Annotated in this window: 15 protein-coding genes and 1 tRNA gene; 3 read left to right on the top strand and 13 right to left on the bottom strand. The window is 56.8% G+C overall.

Annotated elements, in window-relative coordinates:
• Positions 1-118: 118 nt before the first annotated feature.
• The gene (locus MBOO_RS07110) at positions 119-1,546 is read left to right on the top strand and encodes a hypothetical protein (RefSeq protein ID WP_012106913.1); all 1,428 of its coding nucleotides are present in this window, start codon (positions 119-121) and stop codon (positions 1,544-1,546) included.
• A gap of 65 nt (positions 1,547-1,611) precedes the next feature.
• On the opposite strand, the gene MBOO_RS07115 is transcribed toward MBOO_RS07110, so the two are convergent.
• On the bottom strand, positions 1,612-2,901 hold the full coding sequence (locus tag MBOO_RS07115; RefSeq protein ID WP_048068358.1) for a hypothetical protein: 1,290 nt from the start codon (positions 2,899-2,901) through the stop codon (positions 1,612-1,614).
• 735 nt (positions 2,902-3,636) lie between these two features.
• Between MBOO_RS07115 and MBOO_RS14165 the strand changes: the two genes are divergently transcribed.
• Positions 3,637-3,882 (top strand): hypothetical protein, encoded by a 246-nt coding sequence (locus tag MBOO_RS14165; RefSeq protein ID WP_232385585.1) that lies wholly within the window; start codon positions 3,637-3,639, stop codon positions 3,880-3,882.
• 516 nt (positions 3,883-4,398) lie between these two features.
• Here MBOO_RS14165 and MBOO_RS07120 read toward each other — a convergent pair.
• The 4 genes from MBOO_RS07120 to MBOO_RS07135 all read right to left on the bottom strand — a co-directional run bounded on the left by MBOO_RS07120 (position 4,399) and on the right by MBOO_RS07135 (position 8,743).
• Positions 4,399-5,466, bottom strand: coding sequence for a hypothetical protein (locus MBOO_RS07120; protein ID WP_012106915.1), 1,068 nt, complete (start codon positions 5,464-5,466; stop codon positions 4,399-4,401).
• Positions 5,467-5,626: 160 nt separating this feature from the next.
• A tRNA-Leu gene (locus MBOO_RS07125) sits at positions 5,627-5,711 on the bottom strand.
• 80 nt (positions 5,712-5,791) lie between these two features.
• Positions 5,792-7,606 (bottom strand): KUP/HAK/KT family potassium transporter, encoded by a 1,815-nt coding sequence (locus tag MBOO_RS07130; RefSeq protein WP_048068360.1) that lies wholly within the window; start codon positions 7,604-7,606, stop codon positions 5,792-5,794.
• Positions 7,607-7,696: 90 nt separating this feature from the next.
• Positions 7,697-8,743 carry an AI-2E family transporter gene (locus MBOO_RS07135; protein WP_012106917.1) on the bottom strand — a complete coding sequence of 349 codons (1,047 nt, stop codon included), beginning with the start codon at positions 8,741-8,743 and terminating at the stop codon, positions 7,697-7,699.
• Positions 8,744-8,842: 99 nt separating this feature from the next.
• Between MBOO_RS07135 and MBOO_RS07140 the strand changes: the two genes are divergently transcribed.
• Positions 8,843-10,369, top strand: coding sequence for a TrkH family potassium uptake protein (locus MBOO_RS07140; RefSeq protein WP_012106918.1), 1,527 nt, complete (start codon positions 8,843-8,845; stop codon positions 10,367-10,369).
• Between the two features lie 13 nt (positions 10,370-10,382).
• On the opposite strand, the gene MBOO_RS07145 is transcribed toward MBOO_RS07140, so the two are convergent.
• The 8 genes from MBOO_RS07145 to MBOO_RS07180 form a co-directional block, all read right to left on the bottom strand.
• The gene (locus MBOO_RS07145) at positions 10,383-12,230 is read right to left on the bottom strand and encodes an ASKHA domain-containing protein (RefSeq protein ID WP_012106919.1); all 1,848 of its coding nucleotides are present in this window, start codon (positions 12,228-12,230) and stop codon (positions 10,383-10,385) included.
• Positions 12,231-12,303: 73 nt separating this feature from the next.
• Positions 12,304-13,734, bottom strand: a complete 1,431-nt coding sequence (gene acsC / locus MBOO_RS07150) for an acetyl-CoA decarbonylase/synthase complex subunit gamma (protein ID WP_012106920.1) — start codon at positions 13,732-13,734, stop codon at positions 12,304-12,306.
• An 11-nt stretch (positions 13,735-13,745) separates the two neighbouring features.
• The gene (gene cdhD / locus MBOO_RS07155; RefSeq protein WP_012106921.1) at positions 13,746-14,981 is read right to left on the bottom strand and encodes a CO dehydrogenase/acetyl-CoA synthase subunit delta; all 1,236 of its coding nucleotides are present in this window, start codon (positions 14,979-14,981) and stop codon (positions 13,746-13,748) included.
• Positions 14,982-14,984: 3 nt separating this feature from the next.
• Entirely contained in the window at positions 14,985-16,370 is a 1,386-nt protein-coding gene (gene cdhC, locus MBOO_RS07160) for a CO dehydrogenase/CO-methylating acetyl-CoA synthase complex subunit beta (protein ID WP_048068361.1), read from the bottom strand.
• Positions 16,363-16,917 (bottom strand): CO dehydrogenase/acetyl-CoA synthase complex subunit epsilon, encoded by a 555-nt coding sequence (gene cdhB / locus MBOO_RS07165; protein WP_012106923.1) that lies wholly within the window; start codon positions 16,915-16,917, stop codon positions 16,363-16,365. The genes cdhC and cdhB overlap by 8 nt, the downstream gene beginning before the upstream one ends.
• Positions 16,914-19,274: a CO dehydrogenase/acetyl-CoA synthase complex subunit alpha gene (cdhA, locus tag MBOO_RS07170; RefSeq protein WP_012106924.1), complete on the bottom strand. Its 2,361-nt coding sequence runs from the start codon at positions 19,272-19,274 to the stop codon at positions 16,914-16,916. Before cdhA ends, cdhB begins: the two co-directional genes overlap by 4 nt.
• A gap of 105 nt (positions 19,275-19,379) precedes the next feature.
• Entirely contained in the window at positions 19,380-20,159 is a 780-nt protein-coding gene (locus MBOO_RS07175; RefSeq protein ID WP_012106925.1) for an ATP-binding protein, read from the bottom strand.
• Positions 20,156-20,953, bottom strand: a complete 798-nt coding sequence (locus MBOO_RS07180; RefSeq protein WP_012106926.1) for an ATP-binding protein — start codon at positions 20,951-20,953, stop codon at positions 20,156-20,158. The genes MBOO_RS07175 and MBOO_RS07180 overlap by 4 nt, the downstream gene beginning before the upstream one ends.
• Positions 20,954-20,995: the final 42 nt, after the last annotated feature.

Raw genomic sequence — 20,995 nt, forward strand, 5'->3', positions numbered from 1 at the left:
TCCTGGTACGGGTGAAAGGGTATAGACAGAGGTATCGCGGGCAGGGAAAGATAAAGCCACCAAAATTGCGCATCAATGGAAATACTATTAAATATAAGATATATATAACCGGATTTCAATGCCCGGATCGTCCGAAATACGCACCACTATCATTTCCACCCTTACGGCATCCAGCCGGCCGGTCTCCATTGCCGGCCTAGCAAGGAAGACCGGCATCTCGCGGAACACACTCTCGAAATACCTTGAGAGAATGGTGATGAGCGGCAGCGTGGGGATGATCCATCACGGGATGGCAAAGAAATTTTATCTCCGTGCACCGGGAGAGTCCGCTCCCGCGGGAACGGAGACCCAGGACCTCATTCTCGTCCTGGACCTGTCCTGCTCGGTGCTTGTTTTTGATAAGATCGAACGAAAAGAGGCAATCTCCAGCCTTGGCCCGGAACGTACAGAAGAGATCCCCTTCTCCCGGGATATCGCAGAGATCTTAGAGTCCGGGCCGTTCCTGCAGTGGATCTCCCGCATACAATTTTCCCCGGGATCACAGCAATCCCTGTACGAGATCCGGAAAACGGACAAGAGCGCCGGCGCCATGACACTTGCCTACCGGGCGTTTCCCCTCTTTTTTGCAGGGAGGGAACCGCTGGTGGTGCTCTACACCACACGATCCCCGGAGAGGGATCCCGCAGGCTCCCGGGATTCCCCCCGGTTTTCGCCGGAGGACACCCTTATTGCCGAGAGCGACTGCGTGGTCATCATCCAGGATATGCATATTATCCACGCGAGCCCCTCGTTTGCGCGGCTGATCGGACGGCCGATCAACTCGATCCGGGGGTACAACATCAAGAGGTTCTTCCAGGCATCATCCCTGACTGCCCTGGAGACCTCTCTTTCTGCGCTGGAAAAGGAGAGCCGTGCGGCTCCTTCCCCGCTGACGCTTACCCTGACCGGAAACGGGGAAGAGACTGCCGGGGACTATGCATTCCACCTGAGCCGGATGCCGTACCCGGATTCCGGGGCAATGATCGGGGTGCTGCACAGGACCGGGCCGCAAAAGGAGGCCGCCCGGCCGGTACACGTGGTCCCTTCGGGATGGGAGAGTTTCCTGCGGGAACTTCTGACCCGGCTCCAGATCCGCGAACGGGAAGCAAGCGCTATCCTTGTCCCCTGGGCTCTCGAACAACTGCACCCGCTGCTTGACGCTGACGAATGTGTCCTAAATATCCGGATCCGGGAGATGGGGGATTTTTCCCGCACGTACCGTTGGAGCATGCGTAAGCCCGGCACGGACGAAGGGGCAGAAGGGAGCGACAGCGCAGAGACGGGCATGGACGAACTGCTGCAGGTCCCGATCCGGAAAAACAAAAAGACCCTAGGCGGGTTTGGCTGGCACCCCCGGTCGCCGGATATGATACCCCCGATCGACCGGCAATCCCTTGAAACGGTCTGCACGCTCCTTGCCCTCAAGGTCTGGCACCAGGCATGCATCGAGCGGGCAATGGAGAGCCAGGCCGGATTCAACGACGTATTTGGCGAGATCTCCCTGTAGCAGGACACGGGGTTGTTAAAAAACGGGAACCGGATTTTGCAAATCCCGGTCTTTTTTGGTCGTATTTAAAGGAAGATATGGGAAACGACAAGGATCACGGCCGACATCAGGATACCGATAATAAAATTCTTCCCGTTCACCGGCCATTCGGAGAGGTTTGCCACCCGGTCGGAGAGGAAGAGCAGGTGCTGGATCTTTGCCATGTTCTCCCGGTCGGTAGGACTGTACCGGGAGAGCTCCTGCCGGAGTGCATTAAGCTCTTCTTTTTTCCTCTGCTTGATCCTGAAGTGGATCACCACGAGAACAACAATGGCAAAACCCACCACGGTAAGGACCTGCTGGATCGGGCCGTAATACCGGGTCAGGACGCTAAAGGGGATATTCCCGAGGGAGGTATAGAATGTGGAACTCATGGATGCGATATCGTTGATGGACTGCAGGTGGAGCTGCGAGAGCTGGGCAAGCTTGTTCTCCAGCTGGGGCAGCACGGTGATGATCGGGTAGATCGCAACAGAGAACGTGAAGAGGAACAGGCAGTGCATCACGATCTTCCCGGCGTTTTCGGTGCCGCCCATCTCGACCAGGGGGTTGATCTCCCACGAGGGATCGAGCGTGGTGCCAAGCAGCACCAGGTACACGGAGATCACGAGAACTTCTACCGAGCAGACCAGGAAGATCAAAAAGACCATCAGGAAACCGAGCAGGGCAAAACTCATCAGGGATAGGACAAGGTAGGCAGGATCGGCAGAGTTCTCGAAGAGCACAAAAAAGGGGGGCACCACAATGTTGTACATCTCGGAAAAGTACAACACGAAGAGCAGGACCGAGAGGATGGTGGTCAGAAATATCCGTACCCCCCGGCCCGACTGCCACCGGAAATATTTCCCGTTCACGAGCCACATGAGGTGCCGGGAGAGTTCGGAGCCCCGTTTCTCAAAGAGCGGGTATGCTTCATCTTTTACGAGTTTGCGGAACTCCCGGAACAGGTACACATAGCCGGTCCAGAGCACCGAGGCAGCGAGGATAAGGAAGAGGAACTCCGATACGACGACCATCCGGTTGTCCGCGGTGCCCGGCATAAGCACGTAAGGCGGGATAAAGAGGACGGCGGATACGAGCAGCAGGAACAGGAAAATAATAAGGAAGTTTGTGCCGGCATCAAGGAGAGAACTCGTGGTCAGGAGTGGATTTAAGGTTATCTTGCGTGCCCGGAGAATCTCCCGGCAGGCTCCCCGCACGGCATTTGTGACGCGGAAGAAGGACGCTTCAATGATATTCTGGTGCTCCCAGGTTGTGCCATCCTCTTCCACCGCATGGGGGAGGATCCGGTTCCGGAACAATGCATTTTCGCTCATGATGAACAATACCGATGCCGATAACCGGCCCGTGCCTTCCCGGCCCTCCACGTCAGACTTCCGGAAGCAGACAGCCGGGGTATGACACACCAGGGGACAGTTCCTGAGATCACATACTCCCTACGGCGGTTTACCGGTTCCGTATCTATGTATTCTTCATAGGGGTACTTGACCTTTCTGCCCTGAATCCAGGACCAGGGAAAGGGAATCCCGGCACCCGACTAACTCCAAGCAAAGCACCGGATGAGGTACAGGAAAATGAAGGGGACCCCCATTTACACTGAGTCAAAGGGGTCCGACCAATTTTTTTGCTGACCCCAAAAAGGGCCGGAGGGGGGTACCTTTGATCCGCGAATTTTGCAAGGGACTCCCCCTTATGTTCATGATGAGGGGGTTCCCTGGATCATGAAGGAACGGGGGACCCCTGATCACCTCTCGCCGGAAGTTTCAGGGGAAATACAGGTTTTGACACTGGAACTGGCAAAGGGGGTCCCTCGTTATGGGGGGTCAAGGGGGTCCGGCTTATTTTTTTCGAGACCCTCAAACGGAGGGGAGGGGGGTGCCTTATTTTTTTGAATGGGGGGTGGGGGGTCGGTCTTTTTTTAAAATCTTTGGCTCGGGACGCGATCATTTTTCAAAATCCTCAGCAGCTGAGCCACTCTTTTTCCGGAATTCTCAGCTGCCAAGTTGAACATTTTTTGAAATCCTCAGCTGCCGTACCGGACTTTTTTGTAAATGATCGCGGGTGTTGTAAATGTCCCGTCGGAAAATTTGATGATTATTCGTGGGTTGACGGTTTTTGCTGCAAAACCGTATCGTTCTTTTCTGAGGATCTTCAGCTGCGTGGGCGCTCTTTTTCCGGAATTCTCAGCTCGTGACCCACTCTTTTTTGAAAATCCTCAGCGGCCGAGCCGCTCATTTTTTGAAATCTTTGGCTCACGACCCGGACTTTTCCGAAAATATTTGGCAGGGTTGGCTTGATCCATAGTGTGTGGTGGGGATATCGCGGGGGCTGCCGCCCCCACACCCCCAGAGAGCGCCCCCCCGCGGCATCGGGGTCTAATCAACTCAGGCAGGATCCTTGCCCAGCGAGGGCCCGGCGAGGCGCCCGAGCGACTCCGAGCAACAGCGAAGAGGGAGTGGAATCGTAACGGGTGTTTTTGTGCTTGTGAAACTTAGCGATGCCCTACGCGCAAAACGCCTCGTCGGGTTTTGCGCTACACACTTACCGTGATCTCATTTCTCCATAGTGTAGGATTGGATAATAGCCAAGGTTGTGGGAAAAATGATTATCGCTATTCTCTGTGCATAGTGGAAAAACAAAGATACACAAAGAGGACTATGCATTAAATGAGGAAGGATGTCGGTTGATACAAACCGTTCACATTGAATATGAACATAGGTACACGGACGGATTAGAGAAATAAAAAATGATTGGATTAAAAGATTAGTAACGTTTTCATTCCAATATGAGGGCAAAAGTGGACTACTTAATAATTAAGAAGCTAAAATAACGTCCCGATCCATCCATTTTAATTTCAATGAAGAGTTGGTTATTATTGCATTATTTGAACTTACAATATTCAATGAAATGTTAACAGATGGTTTTACTTTTCCTAAATCTGATGTCGGATAAACCCAGAATATAGTCTGATCTCCGAAAAGATTTGTTGATTTTTGGATTGTATCATTACCCAATAAAATGACTTTATTTCCGGGCTCAATTTGAATAAAATACCCATAATTTGCTTTCCAATGCATCTGATTTGGCCCATATAAGCCTTCTTGAGTTTCTGTAGCTTCTAATAACAATCCTTTATCTGAGGAAATTTGGGGATCATAGAACGAAGGGCTAGCGATAATATTTACTTCTTGTGGAACCGGGTAAACTGGCGGGGACGGCGGAGGGATATGACTGAAAAGACTGATATAAATCACCCCTAGAAATGCACAAATTACAATAAATCCAAGTCCATGCTTCCAATTTTTTATAAATAATCGGATTACTCTTAAAACGAGAGTACTACTAATGTAATAGCCATAAGCTATGACAAAAATCGATATAGCTACAATAAGGGTTGTAACTCTCACCAAACTACTGGGATTATATATCAAAATTAAAATTAAAAAACCAATTAATGCAATCATCATCGGAAAAAGACAAAAGCTCAACATTAATCGGCTTTTATCTCCTTTCTTTAACCATCTCAAATAATTTACATTGAATACCGGATCTTCTTGAGAATGGCATTCACGACTCCAAATTTTTTTCAATAAAATAATAAAAATTCCAAAAAGAAGCAATGCACCAAATATAAACAAAAACGCCAGAGAAGCGGACAATAGACTCATATTGTCTGATATCCAGTCAGTTCCAATGATATTCTCCCCTAGATTCGGCAACAATGCTATCATTGTTCCTGTTACACCGATTATTGTAAAATAGTGAAAATTATCTCTGAAAAATGCATTAATCGTAAAATAATTTACAATTCTTTTACCACAGTGAGGGCAATCAATGTTTAAAGAAAAATATTCTCTTCCACAGTGGGGGCAAGTGGCCATATGACGATCCTTAAATGGGATATATGAACGTGTTATTATTTAATTCTACCAGGGTAGTAGTGTTCAAACCTCCCCGAGTGAACCTATGACCGGCTTTTAGAACAGAGATATCGAAACGATAGGTTGCAAAACGCGATATCCAGGATCTATTGCAAAAATATGCGAGGAGCCGGATTCGAACCGGCGAACCCCTGCGGGACTGGACCCTAAATCCAGCGCCTTTGACCAAGCTCGGCGATCCTCGCGCATTCTCACTATTGGCAGGGCAGAATAAAGAGTATATCGGGACATCGGGCCGGGAGAGTGGAGGAATATCGCTCCTGCCTTACATCTCCACTCTGGTAACGACACCGTGGATCTTGTCGGCCGGCAGCCGGTAGAACTGCACGACCGAAGGGGTGAGGTGCTTGATGGCCCCGAAGATCTTCCAGACCACGTGGTTGGTGGCGATATCCTCCATCCCGTAGAAGATGGTCTTCTCGTCGATGTCGGCCTCTTTTAGGATCTTTGAGATATCCACGATCTCCATGTAGCCGAGGTAAATCTCGAAGATCGAGAGCCCTTTGGTGAGCTCCCGGGTCACACCCCAGGTCACCCCGAACGGCTGCTCGGTGCGGATGATCGAGATGACAATGTTCTCCTCGTACACGATGTTGTTGACAAACATTGTCCGGGGGATGTACTGCGGGAGGCGCCGGAAGTCCCGGGCAAAGTACAGGGCGGAGCCCGAGATTTTGTTCACCGATGCATAGACCTTGTTGAACTCCGGCAGGAAATCCTCGATAGGCACGGGCTTGAGGGAGCTTGCCAGCTGGCGCTGGCCGTTTGTGTAAATCAGGATGATCCCAAGCGGTATTGCTGCGATAATGAGCGACCAGTACCCGCCACTCGGGATCTTATGGAGGTTGGAGATCAAAAACGAGGTGGTCACGACCAGCACGCCGCCCGCAATGATGCTTTTGATGAGCTCCCCGCGGAGCACCAGGATCCAGAGGATGAAGATACTGGTGATCATCATGGTACCGCAGACGGCCAGGCCGTAGGCATGGGTAAGGCTGTTCGAGGACCTAAAGACCATAATGACCAGGAGCACCGCAAAGAGGAGCATCCAGTTCACCACGTCGATATAAATCTGGGAACGGAGGTGCGGGGAGGTGTACTCGATGTGCAGGAGCGGGAGGATACGGGTCGTGATCCCCTGGTACACAATGGAGAAGATCCCTGAGATCATGGCCTGCGATGCGATCACGGTCGCGGCAATACTCAGGAGCAGGAACGGGATGTAGAGGAATTTTGCCTCGGAGAAGATCATATCGAAGAGCACGTTCTGGGAGTTGGGGTTGGCCATCAGGAAAGCGCCCTGGCCAAAGTAGTTGATCACAAGCGCAAAAAAGACCAGGTGCCAGGCCTTGACAATGGGCTCCCGGCCCAAGTGTCCCATATCGGCATAGAGCGCCTCGCCCCCGGTGGCACAGAGGATAACGGAAGAGAGGATCAAAAAGCCCGCAAGGCCGTTATGGAGGAGATAGTCTGCCGCGTACATCGGGTTGACGGCAAAGAGCACCTGCGGGGCCAGGCAGAGGGCCACCACACCCGAGACCGCAAGGACTGCAAACCAGACCACCATCACCGGGCCAAAGGCCCAGGCCACCTTCTCGGTCCCCCGGGCCTGGAAGGCAAACAGGCAGATGGTGATGATTGCCGCGGCAAGCATGAGGAAGATCTGGGCAGTCTGCTCAAAACCCGGGATGAGGAGCACACCTTCAACTGCCGAAAGGATACTGATCGCCGGGGTGATCACGCCATCCCCGATAAAAAGGGAGATGCCTATGATGGACAGGAGCGAGACAAACGCGATCTGGTTGCCGGACTTTAACATCGGCAGCAGGATCTCCTTGAGTACAATGGTCCCGCCTTCGCCTTTCTTCCCCATGTGCATGGCAAGGAAGGTGTACTGCACGGTAACGAGGATCGTGAGCGTCCAGAAAATAAGCGAGAGGATGCCCATAACGTTCTGGGGGGTGGGGGGGATCAAAAGGAAGATCGCGGTGAAGGTATAGATGGGGCTGGTACCGATATCGCCAAAAACGAGGCCCATCGATTTGACAACCGAAGGCATCGCAACGTGATCCCGAAGCATTCCTGCTTTACCCGTGGGGACGACGAAGGTATATTAGTTTCCTTTCTCTGGCGGATTATGCGATTTTCCGGGAGGAGGGTGCAGGCGATACTACTGCCCTGCTTCCCCGTCGTCCCCTGCATCCTGCGGCTCTTTTGACCCTTTGCGCTCGTCAGTCCAGATCCGGTAGCTCTTCATCACGAGCACGATAATGAGCGGCCCAAGAACAAACCCGGCAAGGCCAAGCGTCAGGAGCCCGCCGATGAGCCCGACAAACATGATCACCGGGTTGATCTTCACCCGGCGGCCGACAAGCACCGGGCGGATATAGATCTCAGGGAGAGCCGAGACTACGATATACCCCAGGATGACCATGATGAGCAGGCCCCGCAGGTCCCCAAGCGCAAGCGAGTAGGCTCCGACAATGATGAAGGCAACTGACGAGCCAAGGATAGGGATGAGCTCGCAGAAAGCGGCCAGGAATGAGTAAAAGAGGATGTTCCCGTACCCGAGCAGGTAGAAGACCGGCAGGGAGATAACGAAGGTCAGGGCAGCAATTGCAAACTGGACAATATAGATCACGTACAGGGTGTCAACCGTCACCGGGGTGAGCAGCTCGCAGTAACTCCGCACCTGCACAGGAAGGTGCCGGAAGATCCGGTCCCTGAGGGCAATGCCCCGGAGCAAAAAGAGGAAGAAGGAGAGGAAAAAGACAAGGCCCTTAAAAACAATCAGAAGGATATTTGCCGTGATGGTGGCCCAGTAATTGACAAAGAGGGCGTTACCCTTGGCCACCCAGAAAAGGAGCGTGTCCTTGCTGATCGAGACCCCGAACGCCCCCGGCTGCGTGGCCGGGTTCGCAAGCCATGTTCCGATGGTACCAAAGATCTGGTTGATGAGCCCGGCATTCTGCCGGAGGACGAGATCGGTGCAGTATGCTGCCGCTGCCACCAGGGTAAAGAGCGCAATCGTGAGCGCTGCTGCCGAGACCACAGCAGGCACCGAGCGCATGAGCCGGTGGTGTACCGGCATCAGCACAACTGCCAGGGAAGCCGAGAGTACCACCATATCAAGCACCGGCCAGAAGATGACCAGGGCCAGCAGGGTAAGAAACAGGACCACAAGAAACGGGTAGTACTCCCGGTCAGGGCACTCCATACCTGATCGGTTGACGGCAGGAGCTTAAAATAGGTACGGGTGCGGTTCCCGCGATCATAACCCATAACAAGGAAAGAACACCAACTATCTCCTTATCCCATGAAGCGGCTCGATCACCTTGCCATGATTATCCACGATGTGGGGCGCATCTGCGGGTTCCTGGGATACCTCTCGCTTCTTCCCTTCGTGGTTCTGGTGATATTCCAGGAATGGGACATGCTCATTCCCATGGCAAGCGCCCCCATTGCGTTCCTGGTTCTCGGGTACATCCTGACCCGGGTCGAGGTCAGGGACTACGAGCCGCCCGTCTCGATCATGCTTGTGGCCGTTGCCGCTGCCTGGTTTTTGATCGCCATTGTCGGGGCGCTCCCCTTTATGCTGGGCATGGGCATGTCCTATACTGACGGCATCTTCGAGGCAATGTCAGGCTGGACCAGCACCGGCTTTACCATGATCCAGGCGCTTGACCAGGCGCCCATGACGCTTCTTTTCTGGCGGACCTACATGCAGTGGATCGGCGGGATCGGGATCATTGTCTTTGGGATCTCGATGCGGAGGAGAAGCCGGTTCTCGCTCTTCCAGATCTTCCGTTCCGAGGGAAAACCCGAAGACCTCATGCCCAACCTGATGTCTACGGGCTGGAGGATGTGGAAGATCTACATCTTCCTGACCGTAATCTTCACCGGCCTTGTGATGCTTGCAGGCATCCCGCTCTGGGATGCGGTAAACCTGGTCATGGTCGCAATCGCCACCGGCGGCTTTACCCTGCACTCGGCAGGCCTTGCCTACTACCACAACCCCCTGCTTGAGGCCCTGCTCATCCCGGTGATGCTTGCCGGTGCAATTCCTTTTAAGATCTATTTCCTGATGTACCGCGGCAAGATGGGTGCGCTCTTCCGGGATCGGATAGTACGCCTCCTGCTCCTGCTGGCCCTTGTCGGCTCGATCATTGTTTCGCTTGAGTTGTACCTTTTCAACAGCATGGCACCCTATGACGCGATCCGCGAGGGATCGTTTACGGCGGTCGCGGCCATCTGCACCTGCGGGCTCCAGATCGCCGACCTCCATGTCTGGACGGCTGTTCCGCTTGCAGTCATTGCACTGCTGATATTTATCGGCGGGGCAATGGGGAGCACGGCCGGGGGGATCAAGATCAACCGCCTGGTGCTCGCGTACGAGGGGATAAAATGGTGGTTCCGGAGGTTCTTTGTGAGCAGCAGGGTGATTGTACCGTTCCGGTACGAGGGAAAGATGCTCTCAAAGGAGATCTCGGAGATGGAGATCTCCAAAAACATGCTGGTGATCGCCCTCTATGCCATTACGGCCTGTGTCGCCACCATCCTCTGCCTGCATCTGTATATTACGTCATTCCGCCTTGACGAGGTGCTCTTTGAATGCGTCTCGGCACTCGCAAGCTCCGGCCTCACCGTTGGGTTTATCACCGCACAAAGCCCCGTGGCCATAAAATGGATCTTTATCATGCTCATGTGGCTGGGACGACTCGAGATCGTCCCGGTGATCATCATGGTGATGGGGATCGTAAAAGGGCTGCGCGAGGAGCTTGCAAGCGAGTCACCCGCAGAATCAGAGGATATGCATGCCCCGGCGTACGAGGAAAATAACTGACGGCGGGGCGGGGTTATTTCGAGGGGAAGAGATCGGGACGTCCCGGGATATAGAGTGCAGCCGCGTACTCCTCGGCAAACGCCGTGTCGGTCATAAGATCGATGTACACCATGTGCCGGGCCATGGACTCGGCCGCGGCCCGGCTCTTCTCCGACACAAGGCAGGCATATGCCCCCGAGAGCGACCCGTTTCCGATCATGTGGACCGTGGCTGCCGGGAACCAGGGAAGGATCCCGAACCGGACCGCCTTTTCGATGTTGGTGTAGGCCCCGAATGCACCGGCAAGGTACAGGTGCCGGACATCGCCCACCGTATGCTTGTACCGCTTGAGAAGGACCGCGATCGCCCCGCAGGCCGCGGCCTTGGAGTCCATGAGGTAATCGATGTCCTGCTGGGTAATCACGATCTCCCGCCCGGTCCCGCTCTCATCGTCCCGGACAAGGAGGTATTCTGCCCCGTCAGGCCCGGCCCGGACCCGGGGACTGGTGGAATCGAACTTGCCGGCAAAATCCAGGGCACCGGTCTCTACCAGGGCAACAGCAAGGTCCACGATCCCCGAGCCGCAGATGCCCCGGGGCGGGGCAGCGCCGATCGTGGTCCAGCGGATCTTCCCGGTTGTCGGGTCTCCCTCCACATGATCTATCGCTCCTTTCATCGCCCGCATCCCGGCCCGGATGCCGGCACCCTCGAATGCGGGGCCGGAGGCGCAGGAGACCGAGGCAGACCAGTGCCGGTCGCCAAGCACGATCTCTCCGTTTGTTCCCAGATCCACCATCAGGCTGAGGTCATCGGATTCCTGCATCCCGGCCGTGATCATATCACCTATCGCATCCCCGCCCACGAACCGGCTGACATTGGGAAGGCAGTAGACCTCAGCCGCCGGGTTGGCAAGAAGACCAAGCCCCTGTGCAGTCCGGATAAGCGGCACACGCGAGACCTCGGCATCTGCAAGCTCAAGGTAGTGGGGATCAAGGCCGCAGAGCAGGTGGTTCATCACCGTGTTTCCGGCTATAGTGAGGGCAAAGATGGCTGTGGGTTCGACACCGGCATTTAAGGCCAGGGTTGCAATCACATCGTTAATGGCAGCGGCTGCTGATTTCTGGAGCGTAGCGAGACCCGCAGGAGAGGCCGCGTACCCGATCCGGGTGAGGAGTTCCTCGCCATAGGTGATCTGGCGGTTCAGGGTGGAAGCCGTGGCAAGGATCTCGCCGGTGTCAAGCCGGGCAAGGCAGCCAACCACGGTGGTGGTCCCAAGGTCGATAGCCACGCCGTACAGCCGGACCGGATTCTCGGCAGGCAGGAACGCAAGCACCTTGGGAGGCGAATGAAGCGTGGAGAGAAGAGCCGTCTGAGGGGTATCCGGGTCCAGGAGCGCGTGGTACTGCTCGTCGGTCATCCGGGGGCGCAGGCCGGAATAGCCGGCAAACCGGACGGACTGCGAGGCCACCGGCAGGCCTTCGATAGGAAAGAGTTCCACGAGGTACTGCATGACCATTGGTTCAACCGTGCCGGCCACAGCAGGCTTTGTTACCAGGATCTGCGGGGAGTCGATCCGGCTCTCTACCGGAATCGTAAATTCCGCATCGGAAAGCACCGTCACCTGGCAGGCAAGATGGTAGCCGGCTTCCCGTTCCTTCCGGGTGAGGCGACAGCCGGTGACGGTGTCCGGCGCGTCCGTGCAGCTGCCGGAATTCAGGATGACCCTGCACTTCCCGCAGGTTCCCTTTCCCCCGCAGATACTCTCGATAGTAAGCCCGGCAAGCACGATTGCAGAAAGGAGCGAGGTACCGGACGGAACCGTGACCACCCGGTTCATCGGCTGGAAGATTACCCTGATCACCGGTGCATCGGGCTGTTCCATGGATTGTCTTCCTCCTGTAATCAGTATCCCTGCGGGATCAGACCGTTTGTCCGGCCCGAAAGCGACCGTCCGCTCATGTCTTTGGCGGCCAGTGAGCCTTTAAAAAGGCCGGGATACCGGACGAGTCTTTTGGCCCGACCAGCACATGCCAGCCGCTTGCCTCCTCGGTCTCACCGCTCAGGCGTGCGGCAAGCCCCGGGAGGATCAGGTACCGGTGGCTGACCCGGTCGGAGATTCCGGTATCCTTGAGGACCGCAGCAATCGATTCCGCGTTGAGGTACCGTCCGGCAACAGCACTCTCCACGCTGTTCCCGCCGGTATCTGCCACAATCAGGAAACAGTCGATCCCCGCGGCCTTGATATCGCTTTCCACGGTAAAGTAGGTCAGGGCGTAGTTTGTGGTAATCAGCACCGGGGCATCCGGTTTGGGCGAGCCAAAAATTTTGATGCCGGTATCAACCGAGACTGGTTTTCGCGGATCGGTATAGATGTTAAAGCGCCAGATCAGCTGGGGGAGGAGAACCCATCCCTCAAGGGAATGGAGGATCAGGAGATCTGCATACCGGGAGAGGAGCATCGATGCAGCGCACGCCTCCTTCCACTGGATCAGCTCGTGCGAGATCTCGGGGGAGAGCCACGCGGTAATCGGGGTGCCAAGAAGGGGATAGCCCAGAAGATCGTCGCCATCGGCAAAGACCGCACGGCGGATCTGCGAGAAGAGATGAATCGTGCCCGAGAGGCCGGGCTCGACTGAGGTCCCCGGGTCAAGCACGAGATCGGTCACCCCGTAGGCCACAAGCGTCTTTACCAGTGAGCGCAGAAGTGCGATATCATGGGGGGCCGAGACCACAAGCGGGCAGGCGTACCGCAGGGCAAGCTCTGCCATCTCCTTCCAGTTGTCCCTGGTGGCTGCATAGAGAAGCGGGCGGCGCTCGCGGATATGGGCAAGGCCTGCCGCCATGATCGCAGCATCGTAAGTACAGAGGATGAGAGGAAGATCGGTCTGTGAGGCAACTGCGGTTACGGCTGCGGCAAAGGCAGCCGGGTCATGCCGGGTCGAACGGATCGCAATTGCATCCAGCCGGAGCTCGCGCCCGATGTAGTTGTAGGAGAACTCCGAAATTGCCTTTACCCGGGCATCCCGCTCCTCATCAGAAAGATCATCAGAGATATCCAGGGCAATCGGGGTCGGGTTGTGGTAGGTGAACTCGTGGCGGTACAGCACGTACTTCCCGCCCAGTTTCATGGCCCGTTCCCCGGTCCCGACATGAACGGTCCTGACCGGTGGGGCCATGAGGTTTGAGAGATTCTCAAAATTGGCCCGGTACTCCTCTTTGGTGACCGGCGGGCAGTTATCCACGGCAAGCTCACCGTTTACCACCTTTGTGGCAAAGGCCATGCAGTTGGCCTCCCCGCATTCCCTGCAGTTGGTCTTGGGGAGGAGCTTGTACACGTCAATCGGGCTGATCTCCTTGATCGTCTTTCTTGGTTCGCGTTCCGACATCGTGCTCCTCCCTAGATCTTCATGGTAGCCCAGCGGGCCACATCACCCGGCACCGGCGCGTCTTTCTCGGCAAACATCAGGATCGTATCCTTGCAGGTCCGGATTGCGGCCGGATGCATCATCATGAAGATGTCCACCCCGGCAAGGAGGAGCGTGAGCGCATTTATCGTCTCCCAGAGAGGGCCACGCAGTCCCCGCGAACCGTACTTCCTGTCCATCTTCATCCATGCCTCGCGGGCCGCCCATGCGTTCGTGGATGCAGAGATGGTGGGGTGCTGGAGCTCGGTATCCCCCATCAGGGCAGCGTGCCGGGCCCGCTCGTGGATGGTAAACGAATACTCAAGGCCGTACCCGAGGGCAACGGTGGTGAGGTCCATCACAATGTCCTCGGGCGGGAGATACTCGTAGAGCCGGCGGTTGAGCTCCTTTGCCTTGTTGAGCTCAAGGCCGGTAAAACCGAGCACCGCGTGGTTGTGCTCCTTTGCCGCCCGGGCCACAACATCGAGCGTCTTTGTCTCGGTCATACCGAGCGTGACGGAGTTCAAGAGCAGCCGCTCGCCATCGGCCACCTCAGCTACCCTGCTAAAGACCTGTGCATCCTTCTTTGGGTCACCGCACCCGCCAATGATAAGCGGAACGTCAACGGCCTGGAGCACCTCCTCAACCGTCTTAGCCGCTGCCGCAGGAGAAGCATCCCGGATGAGCGGATCGGTGGACATGAGGTGCACAGTGACCATATCCGCGCCATACTTCTTCACGTTCATCTTTGCCCATTCGGCAGGATCCCCCATGACGTCCTTGACGTTCTCCATGAGCACCCGCGGGAGCTGGGTCTCCATGTCAAAGACATCGAGTGCGAAGACGGGCGGATGCGGCGCGGGGTGATCGGCGCTAACAAAGGGAGGATAGGTCGATCCCCCGATAACAAGTGTCTTGCTCCGGCTGCCTCCATCGGCCTTTGTTGCACCCAGTTTCACCTCGTGGATCCTGCCCGCGAACTCCTCATCGTGCGGGACAAACGTCTCTGCAAAAAGTGAGGCCGGTTTCCGGGGAACGGCGGGCAGGCCCGGGGATGCGGCAGGAATGCCGGCGGGGATCCAGAACTCGAGGTCGCCCACCTCCATGGAGAAGTTCTCCAGTTCAAGGCGCTCCTTACCGGAGAGCAGGGATAGGAGCCGGGAGATCACTTCCTGGCCTGCCTGCGGTTCCGGCACCATCAGATCCTTACGCGGGTTCTTTTCCGGCATCCCTTATGCACCTTCCCCGGGTTTTTTGGGCCGGATCGGCTCGATAATGACCCGGTCCGCGGTGATCTTCGCGTTCTTGAAGATGATCTTGAATCCCCCCGCCATCACCGGGAAATCCCCGCCGGAGAAGACCTGCACGGCACCATTTGTCTCCTCTGCAGGCACGAGCTCTTCTGCCTTCCACCGTTCGGTGACCGGGTGGGACTTGCCGGAAAGGAAGTCGCGGAGTTCGCTTACCGTCTGGACATCCTTCTCGGTTGCGATCCGGCTAAAGAGATCTGTGGGGATAAATGCCCGCATCTGCTCCTTGAGCTCGGCAGGCATCCAGACTACCCTGGCATATCCCCCGTCCGCGGCAAGGAACCGGGGGGAACGCAGGTACTCAAGCGAGATCCCGTGGAACCCGTCCACCTGCCTGCCCCCGGCAGTAGAATCCGCCATGGTGGAGAAGGGCAGACCGTTCACCGTTACGTCCCCATAGCCCCTCATAACGATCCCAAAGCCCTCAACCTCGGGAATGTAGAACGCGATCCCTTCAAAGCAGCCGCAGGAAGTATGCGGGCAGGCAAAGGCGCTGTACAGGAAGATCCGGCTCACGGTGCCAAGCGAGCGTTTCCTTGCGCTCTCATTGATCCCGGTGTACTCGCCTTTTACAGGGTCAACGCACTCTCCTTTGCTGATGGGAAAGATCGGGCCCTTGGGATCGATCCGGGCTGCTGCCCGCCCGTCAAACCAGCTGATGGCCCCGCAGTTTGCGTACCGCTGGGGCGTGATCACGCAGACGTGGCTTGGCGCAAACGACTGGCAGAGGGCGCAGCCATAAAAGACATCCACGTCGTCGTCGGTGAGCCCCCGGGCCCGGGCATCGCGTGCCTCATACGAGGCCATTGCCTCGGCGTACCGGGCAGAGATTGCCTCTTTGTCGGTAAAGAATGTGACCTGGATCTTCTCGATAATCGGAAGCTCATTTTTGAGGAGGTCAATGAGGACTTTTCCCACGTGCGTAAGGGAGGTGAGTCCTTTTGCATAGGCTTTTTTGGATACCCGCACCCAGATATCGTAGCGCTGGTTGAGGTGCATGAAGCCTTCGACATAGTTGGTGTACTCGTGGATCCGGCGCTCGATCACGCCTTCGATATCCTCTTCGAGTTGGGGGCCCGCAATCTCGACAAGGATACCGAGCGGGAACTTTCCGCCCTCTTCCATGGCAGAAAGGTCCGGGCCGACAACCGTGATCGCCCCATCGCGGATCTCCCCGGGCTTTCGCACTTTTACCAGCTCGAACTTCTTTTCCACTGAGGGGCCACCGAGCTCGACATGCATGTCGTTTTTCCGGATCCTCTCACCCACGTGGACAAGCCCGACATCCACCGGCATATTTTCAAACACCTGCCGCGCCTCCCGTGGTTTCTTCGATTATGGCCTCAAGGTTCTCCTGCCAGTCCTTTTCGGAGAGGTTGGCAAACGACCAGGTGGCATTGGGCTGGTATTTGTTGTCCAGCGTGATCGTCCTTGTATGCGGGGCAAAGTGCTTGAGCCCGGAAAGAAGTGTCCAGGCCATGGGATACGGGAGGCCGGCGATGATGGCAAGATCACAGGGGCCCTTTCCCCCCGGCCCTTCCCAGACAGGATCCGCGATCCTCTGGCCGGCCACAACTGCCGGTAAGATAAGGGCATTCATGTATCCCCTCTCTACGAGGGCCCGGTTAACGTTCCCGGTGGCAATGACCGGGATCCGGTACGCCCGGGCAAGCACGAGCAGGTAATCAACAAGCTTCCGGTCCCCGATCTCTGCTGATGCAGATTGGTTCCCAAGCAGGAGCACCGGTGACCGGGCGCGGCCGATCACGGCTTTTGCCATGGCCGGCTTGGTGATCACGGTAGCTTTCTTCGGGCCGCCCACCTCGGCTGTCTGCCAGGGATCTGCTGAACTCATAGCCGGCCCTCCCCGGGCATATCACGGGTAAGCAGGGTCGGGTCCGGTATGGGCTGTTCCTTCCAGCCGGACTGGGAAAGAATACCCGTGATCTCACCTTTGAGGGTCACAGGAATATCTGCGGTAGTGCGGATATAGCGCGGGATGTCTTCCGGCAATGCGCCGTGGCTGCGCTGGTACAGGTCAATGTAGTGCGTGAGCTTCATTGCCCGGCCCCGGGTCGTGTCATTGGGCCGCATGCAGAGCTTTGCCACAAGCACCATTGCTTCTTCTTTTGTCTCGGCGGCCACAAAGAGATGCTCCGGGGCCGGGCCGGCATAGACTTTCTCGCCGGTCCGCTGGTCGTGAACATACCAGTCCTCATCGCGGTCAGCCCGGCCAAGGAGCATCCGGCGGTACTTGGTGCCATGGGGGCCGACCACCACAGGGATCCCAAGCCGCCAGAACCCGCTTGCGATTGCCGCCGCCTTCTGGGACATCGCACCCCACGCAACACCTACCGCACCGACACGGTTGTGGACATAGTCGGCGATCTCGGCATAGTTCCCGCGCAGGTTGCGTCGGGCAAAGATGCTTGCGATCTTGATGGTTGCCCCGGCGATATGGGCGTTTGCGACACAGGAACCGACATTCACGATCCCTCCTGCAGTAAAACTGCCCGGGAACTGCTCATAGGGGGTCTTTCCCTCCTCGTCCCGGTACATCCCAATCGACATCGCGGCACAGCCCGAGGTGCAGACAATGTACCGGCGCTTTGCAAACTCCACGCTCATTTCGGCGATTTCTTTTCCGCCGTTTGCGAAATTGGAGCAGCCGACAAATGCCACAACGCCCGGGATCTCCCCGAGAACGATGGGCCCGCCAACGTTGCGGATCTCGACATCCTGAATAGCGCCCCGCCCAGTCCGGATCACGAACTTCTCGTTTTTGATCTTCTCTGCGGCTGCAGCCACGATCAGCGAATGGACCGGGATATCCTGCGTGCAGGCATGCTCGCACCGCCCGCATCCAACACAGGTCTCGTACAGAAGAGAAAGAAGCGAGAGGTCGCCTTCCGCCGCAGCTTTCATACCTTGCGGGATAGCAAGGTCGTTGGGGCAGGCCCGCTGGCAGAGCCGGCACCGGGTACAGTCAGCAGCCTTTTCGCGGACTGCCTCCGGTGAAAGGGCAGTGGAGGTTTTCCTCCGTGCCGGCATCACGGTCCGGGCCACCCGGACTGCCACCTCGCCGGCCTTTTCCGAATCAAGGATCAGGGCACCCTTGGCCCGGCCTGACGAGAGATCGGCAACTATGGCATCCACCGGGTCACGGGTCCGGTCGGGAAGGCCCATGCAGTTCTTATCAGATGTGGCAATAAAGGGCGTGCCGGCAGCCACAGCCTCGTCAAACGCATCGGTCCGGACGCACTGCTCATCTACGACGATCACATCGGGAATCCCACTCCGGATGTACCGTAGCTGCCAGGACATGGGGCCGATGATCTTTGCCCGCGGAGAGTAGCGGGTGGCATCAACCGAGGTGCAGCAGATGCCGGTCACCTCCACCTGGTCGGTAAGGTTCTCCTCCGCAAGGTAATCGATAATGGCAACCGCGGGCGGAACATTATGGCCGATGACCAGGATCACCGGTTTTGTGGTCTCAACTGTTCCCATGCCGAGCGCCGCAAGTGGTGCATCGGGATCGGCTTTCGGGTAACCGAGCGCCGAGATCTGCGCAAGGTCTGCTACCTCCATGCCCACCTGGTCGATCATGCCGGCGTGGAGCACCTTGCTCTCGAAATCCAGGTATTTGCCCTCCTGCCCGGTATGGGTTGCCGCAAGAAGCGACGTGATCTGGCTCTCGCAGTAATCTAGGACGGTTTCAAGATCCGCAAGGATCTGCGGCTTTTCCCCGCAGACAAGCCGGATGACAGGTGCCTCCACCCCAATCGCATTCCCGCCGGGATCAATTTCGCAGTCGCGACCCGAACGCTTGATGGCATAGGTCACGAGCTCACGCGCATGGCTCGTGTGGGTGGCGGCACCGATGCACGCAGTAAGGAGCACGGTCCGGGCCTGCTGGGCCGGCATCGAGATCCCACAGGCTCCTTTTTTGGTGCCGGTAAGATCGCACTTGCCGTAGGTGCACAGGCAGCAGAGATCGCAAAAGGGCATGTAGAACGGTTGGTACCGGGAGAGGAGTGTATGGTCCCACTCACGAAGGGTGGCAAGTGAAGGGTATGGCGTCGGGCCTTTTTCTTCAGCCCAGTCCCCGGCAGAAAGTTTCCCGATAGAAACCGAGAGGTCCCGGATCCGGCCAAAACCGGCATCCAGTTCCTTTATCGACAAAGAGACTTTCTTTTCCGTCACCAGCAGCACAACCGGGGTAAATTGTCACCTAAAATACAGGATACTGGTATATATGTACACGTACAGGTTTTTAACCAAATCGACCGGGATACCAAAGGTACGGGTACCGGGGGATCACCCTGAACCGGGTTTCCCGTAACCGGCTCGTTCCATCAGGGTACAGACCGATCGGTATCCCGGGGAATCCACCGGCAGGTCAAGGAGCGGCCGGCCTGCAATGACCGATTCCTGCACCAGGGGATCGAACGCAATCTTTCCCAGGTACTCCCGCCCGGTCTCCTCTTCTGCCCTTGCACCAAGCTCGGCAGGGAAAAGGCTTCCGCCCACCACAAAGAAGCGGTCGAACGCGATCCCGACTTCCCGTGCGATCCGGTCGGCACGTTTGACATGGAGGAAGGATTTGTGGGACGGCCCCAGCACATCGAAGAGATCACTCACGCTGGCCGTCACCTTACGGTTGAGGTGTTCGAGGCCGGCAGGAGAATCGACCAGCACGCACCGGTAGTTTTTTGCAAGCGTTGAGAGCGCCCCTTTGAGCGCTGCATCCGGCATGCAGTAACAACCCTCGATCCACTTGGTCCCCACAGCGATAAGGTCAAAATGCTCACTCTCATACAGCCCGTCCCGGAGCACCCGGCTCTCGATCCTTTCTGTGGGGGCGATACCCGTCATCGTCCCGCCCTTTTTAATGAAGGTCTCGGTCACGAGCTCGGCAATCGTCTTTACCCCTTCGCGTTCGAGATCAACGCCCACCATCTCGGCAAGGTTCTGGTCAGGGTCGAGATCGATGAGGAGAAGCGGGGCCTCTTCCTGCTCAAGGAAAAATTTGGTCTGCAGTGCGACAAAACTTGTCTTACCGGTACCCCCCCGGCCCATGGTTACCAGTGTCTTCATGGGTGTTCTTCCTGATCGGCCATTTCCCGGCTGGTCTCTGAAAGGATCCCGGCGATGGCATCAAGCGCTGCCGAGCCTTTGAGCGCAGCGACTGCTTCCCCGGCTACACCTGCCCGCGTCACCGTCGGGTCAAACGGGATCATACCAGGAACGGGAAGATTCCGGGACCGGGCAAAATCCCGGATAACCCTATCCTGCGCCGGATCCTGGATCCGGTTTCCCACCAGTTCCACCCGGGGGATACCGGCATCCCGTGCCATCTGTGCAATCTTCCCGGCAATGGCAAGCGACTGCCGGTGGGCATCGCTTACCACGAGCATCACATCCACGTTCTCTGCAGTTCCCCGCCCGATATGCTCAACACCGGCTTCCATATCAAGGATAACAACTTCGCGGTGCTCCACCAGCAGGTGGCGCAGCAGGGCGCGGACCACGCTGTTTGCCGGGCAGGTGCACCCGGCACCCATCGAAGTCACGGTGCCCATGACCAGCAGGTGCGGCCCGGCAGGGGTGGGGACGGCATACTTTGTTACTATATCATTCACAGAAAAATTCAGCGCATACACGCCGGGATAGGATGTCCCGGTCTTTGCGGCGATGAGATCCGCGTTCTTCGAGACCGGGATAATGGCATCCGCTTCGCGTGGGGAGAGGCCGAGCAGGAAGGCAAGGTTGGGCGCAGAGTCTGCATCCAAGGCGAGGGTTGTATGCCCGGCGCGGGCAAAAAGGAAGGCCAGACTCCCGGCGAGAAGTGTCTTTCCCGACCCGCCTTTCCCTGCCACTGCGATCTTCATCCCGCACCACACCCTGTTTTTGATATATTGGCAGAACCGGTT

Origin of the sequence: Methanoregula boonei 6A8 (genome assembly GCF_000017625.1) — an archaeon.
In the GTDB taxonomy this organism is placed as follows: Archaea; Halobacteriota; Methanomicrobia; order Methanomicrobiales; family Methanospirillaceae; genus Methanoregula; species Methanoregula boonei.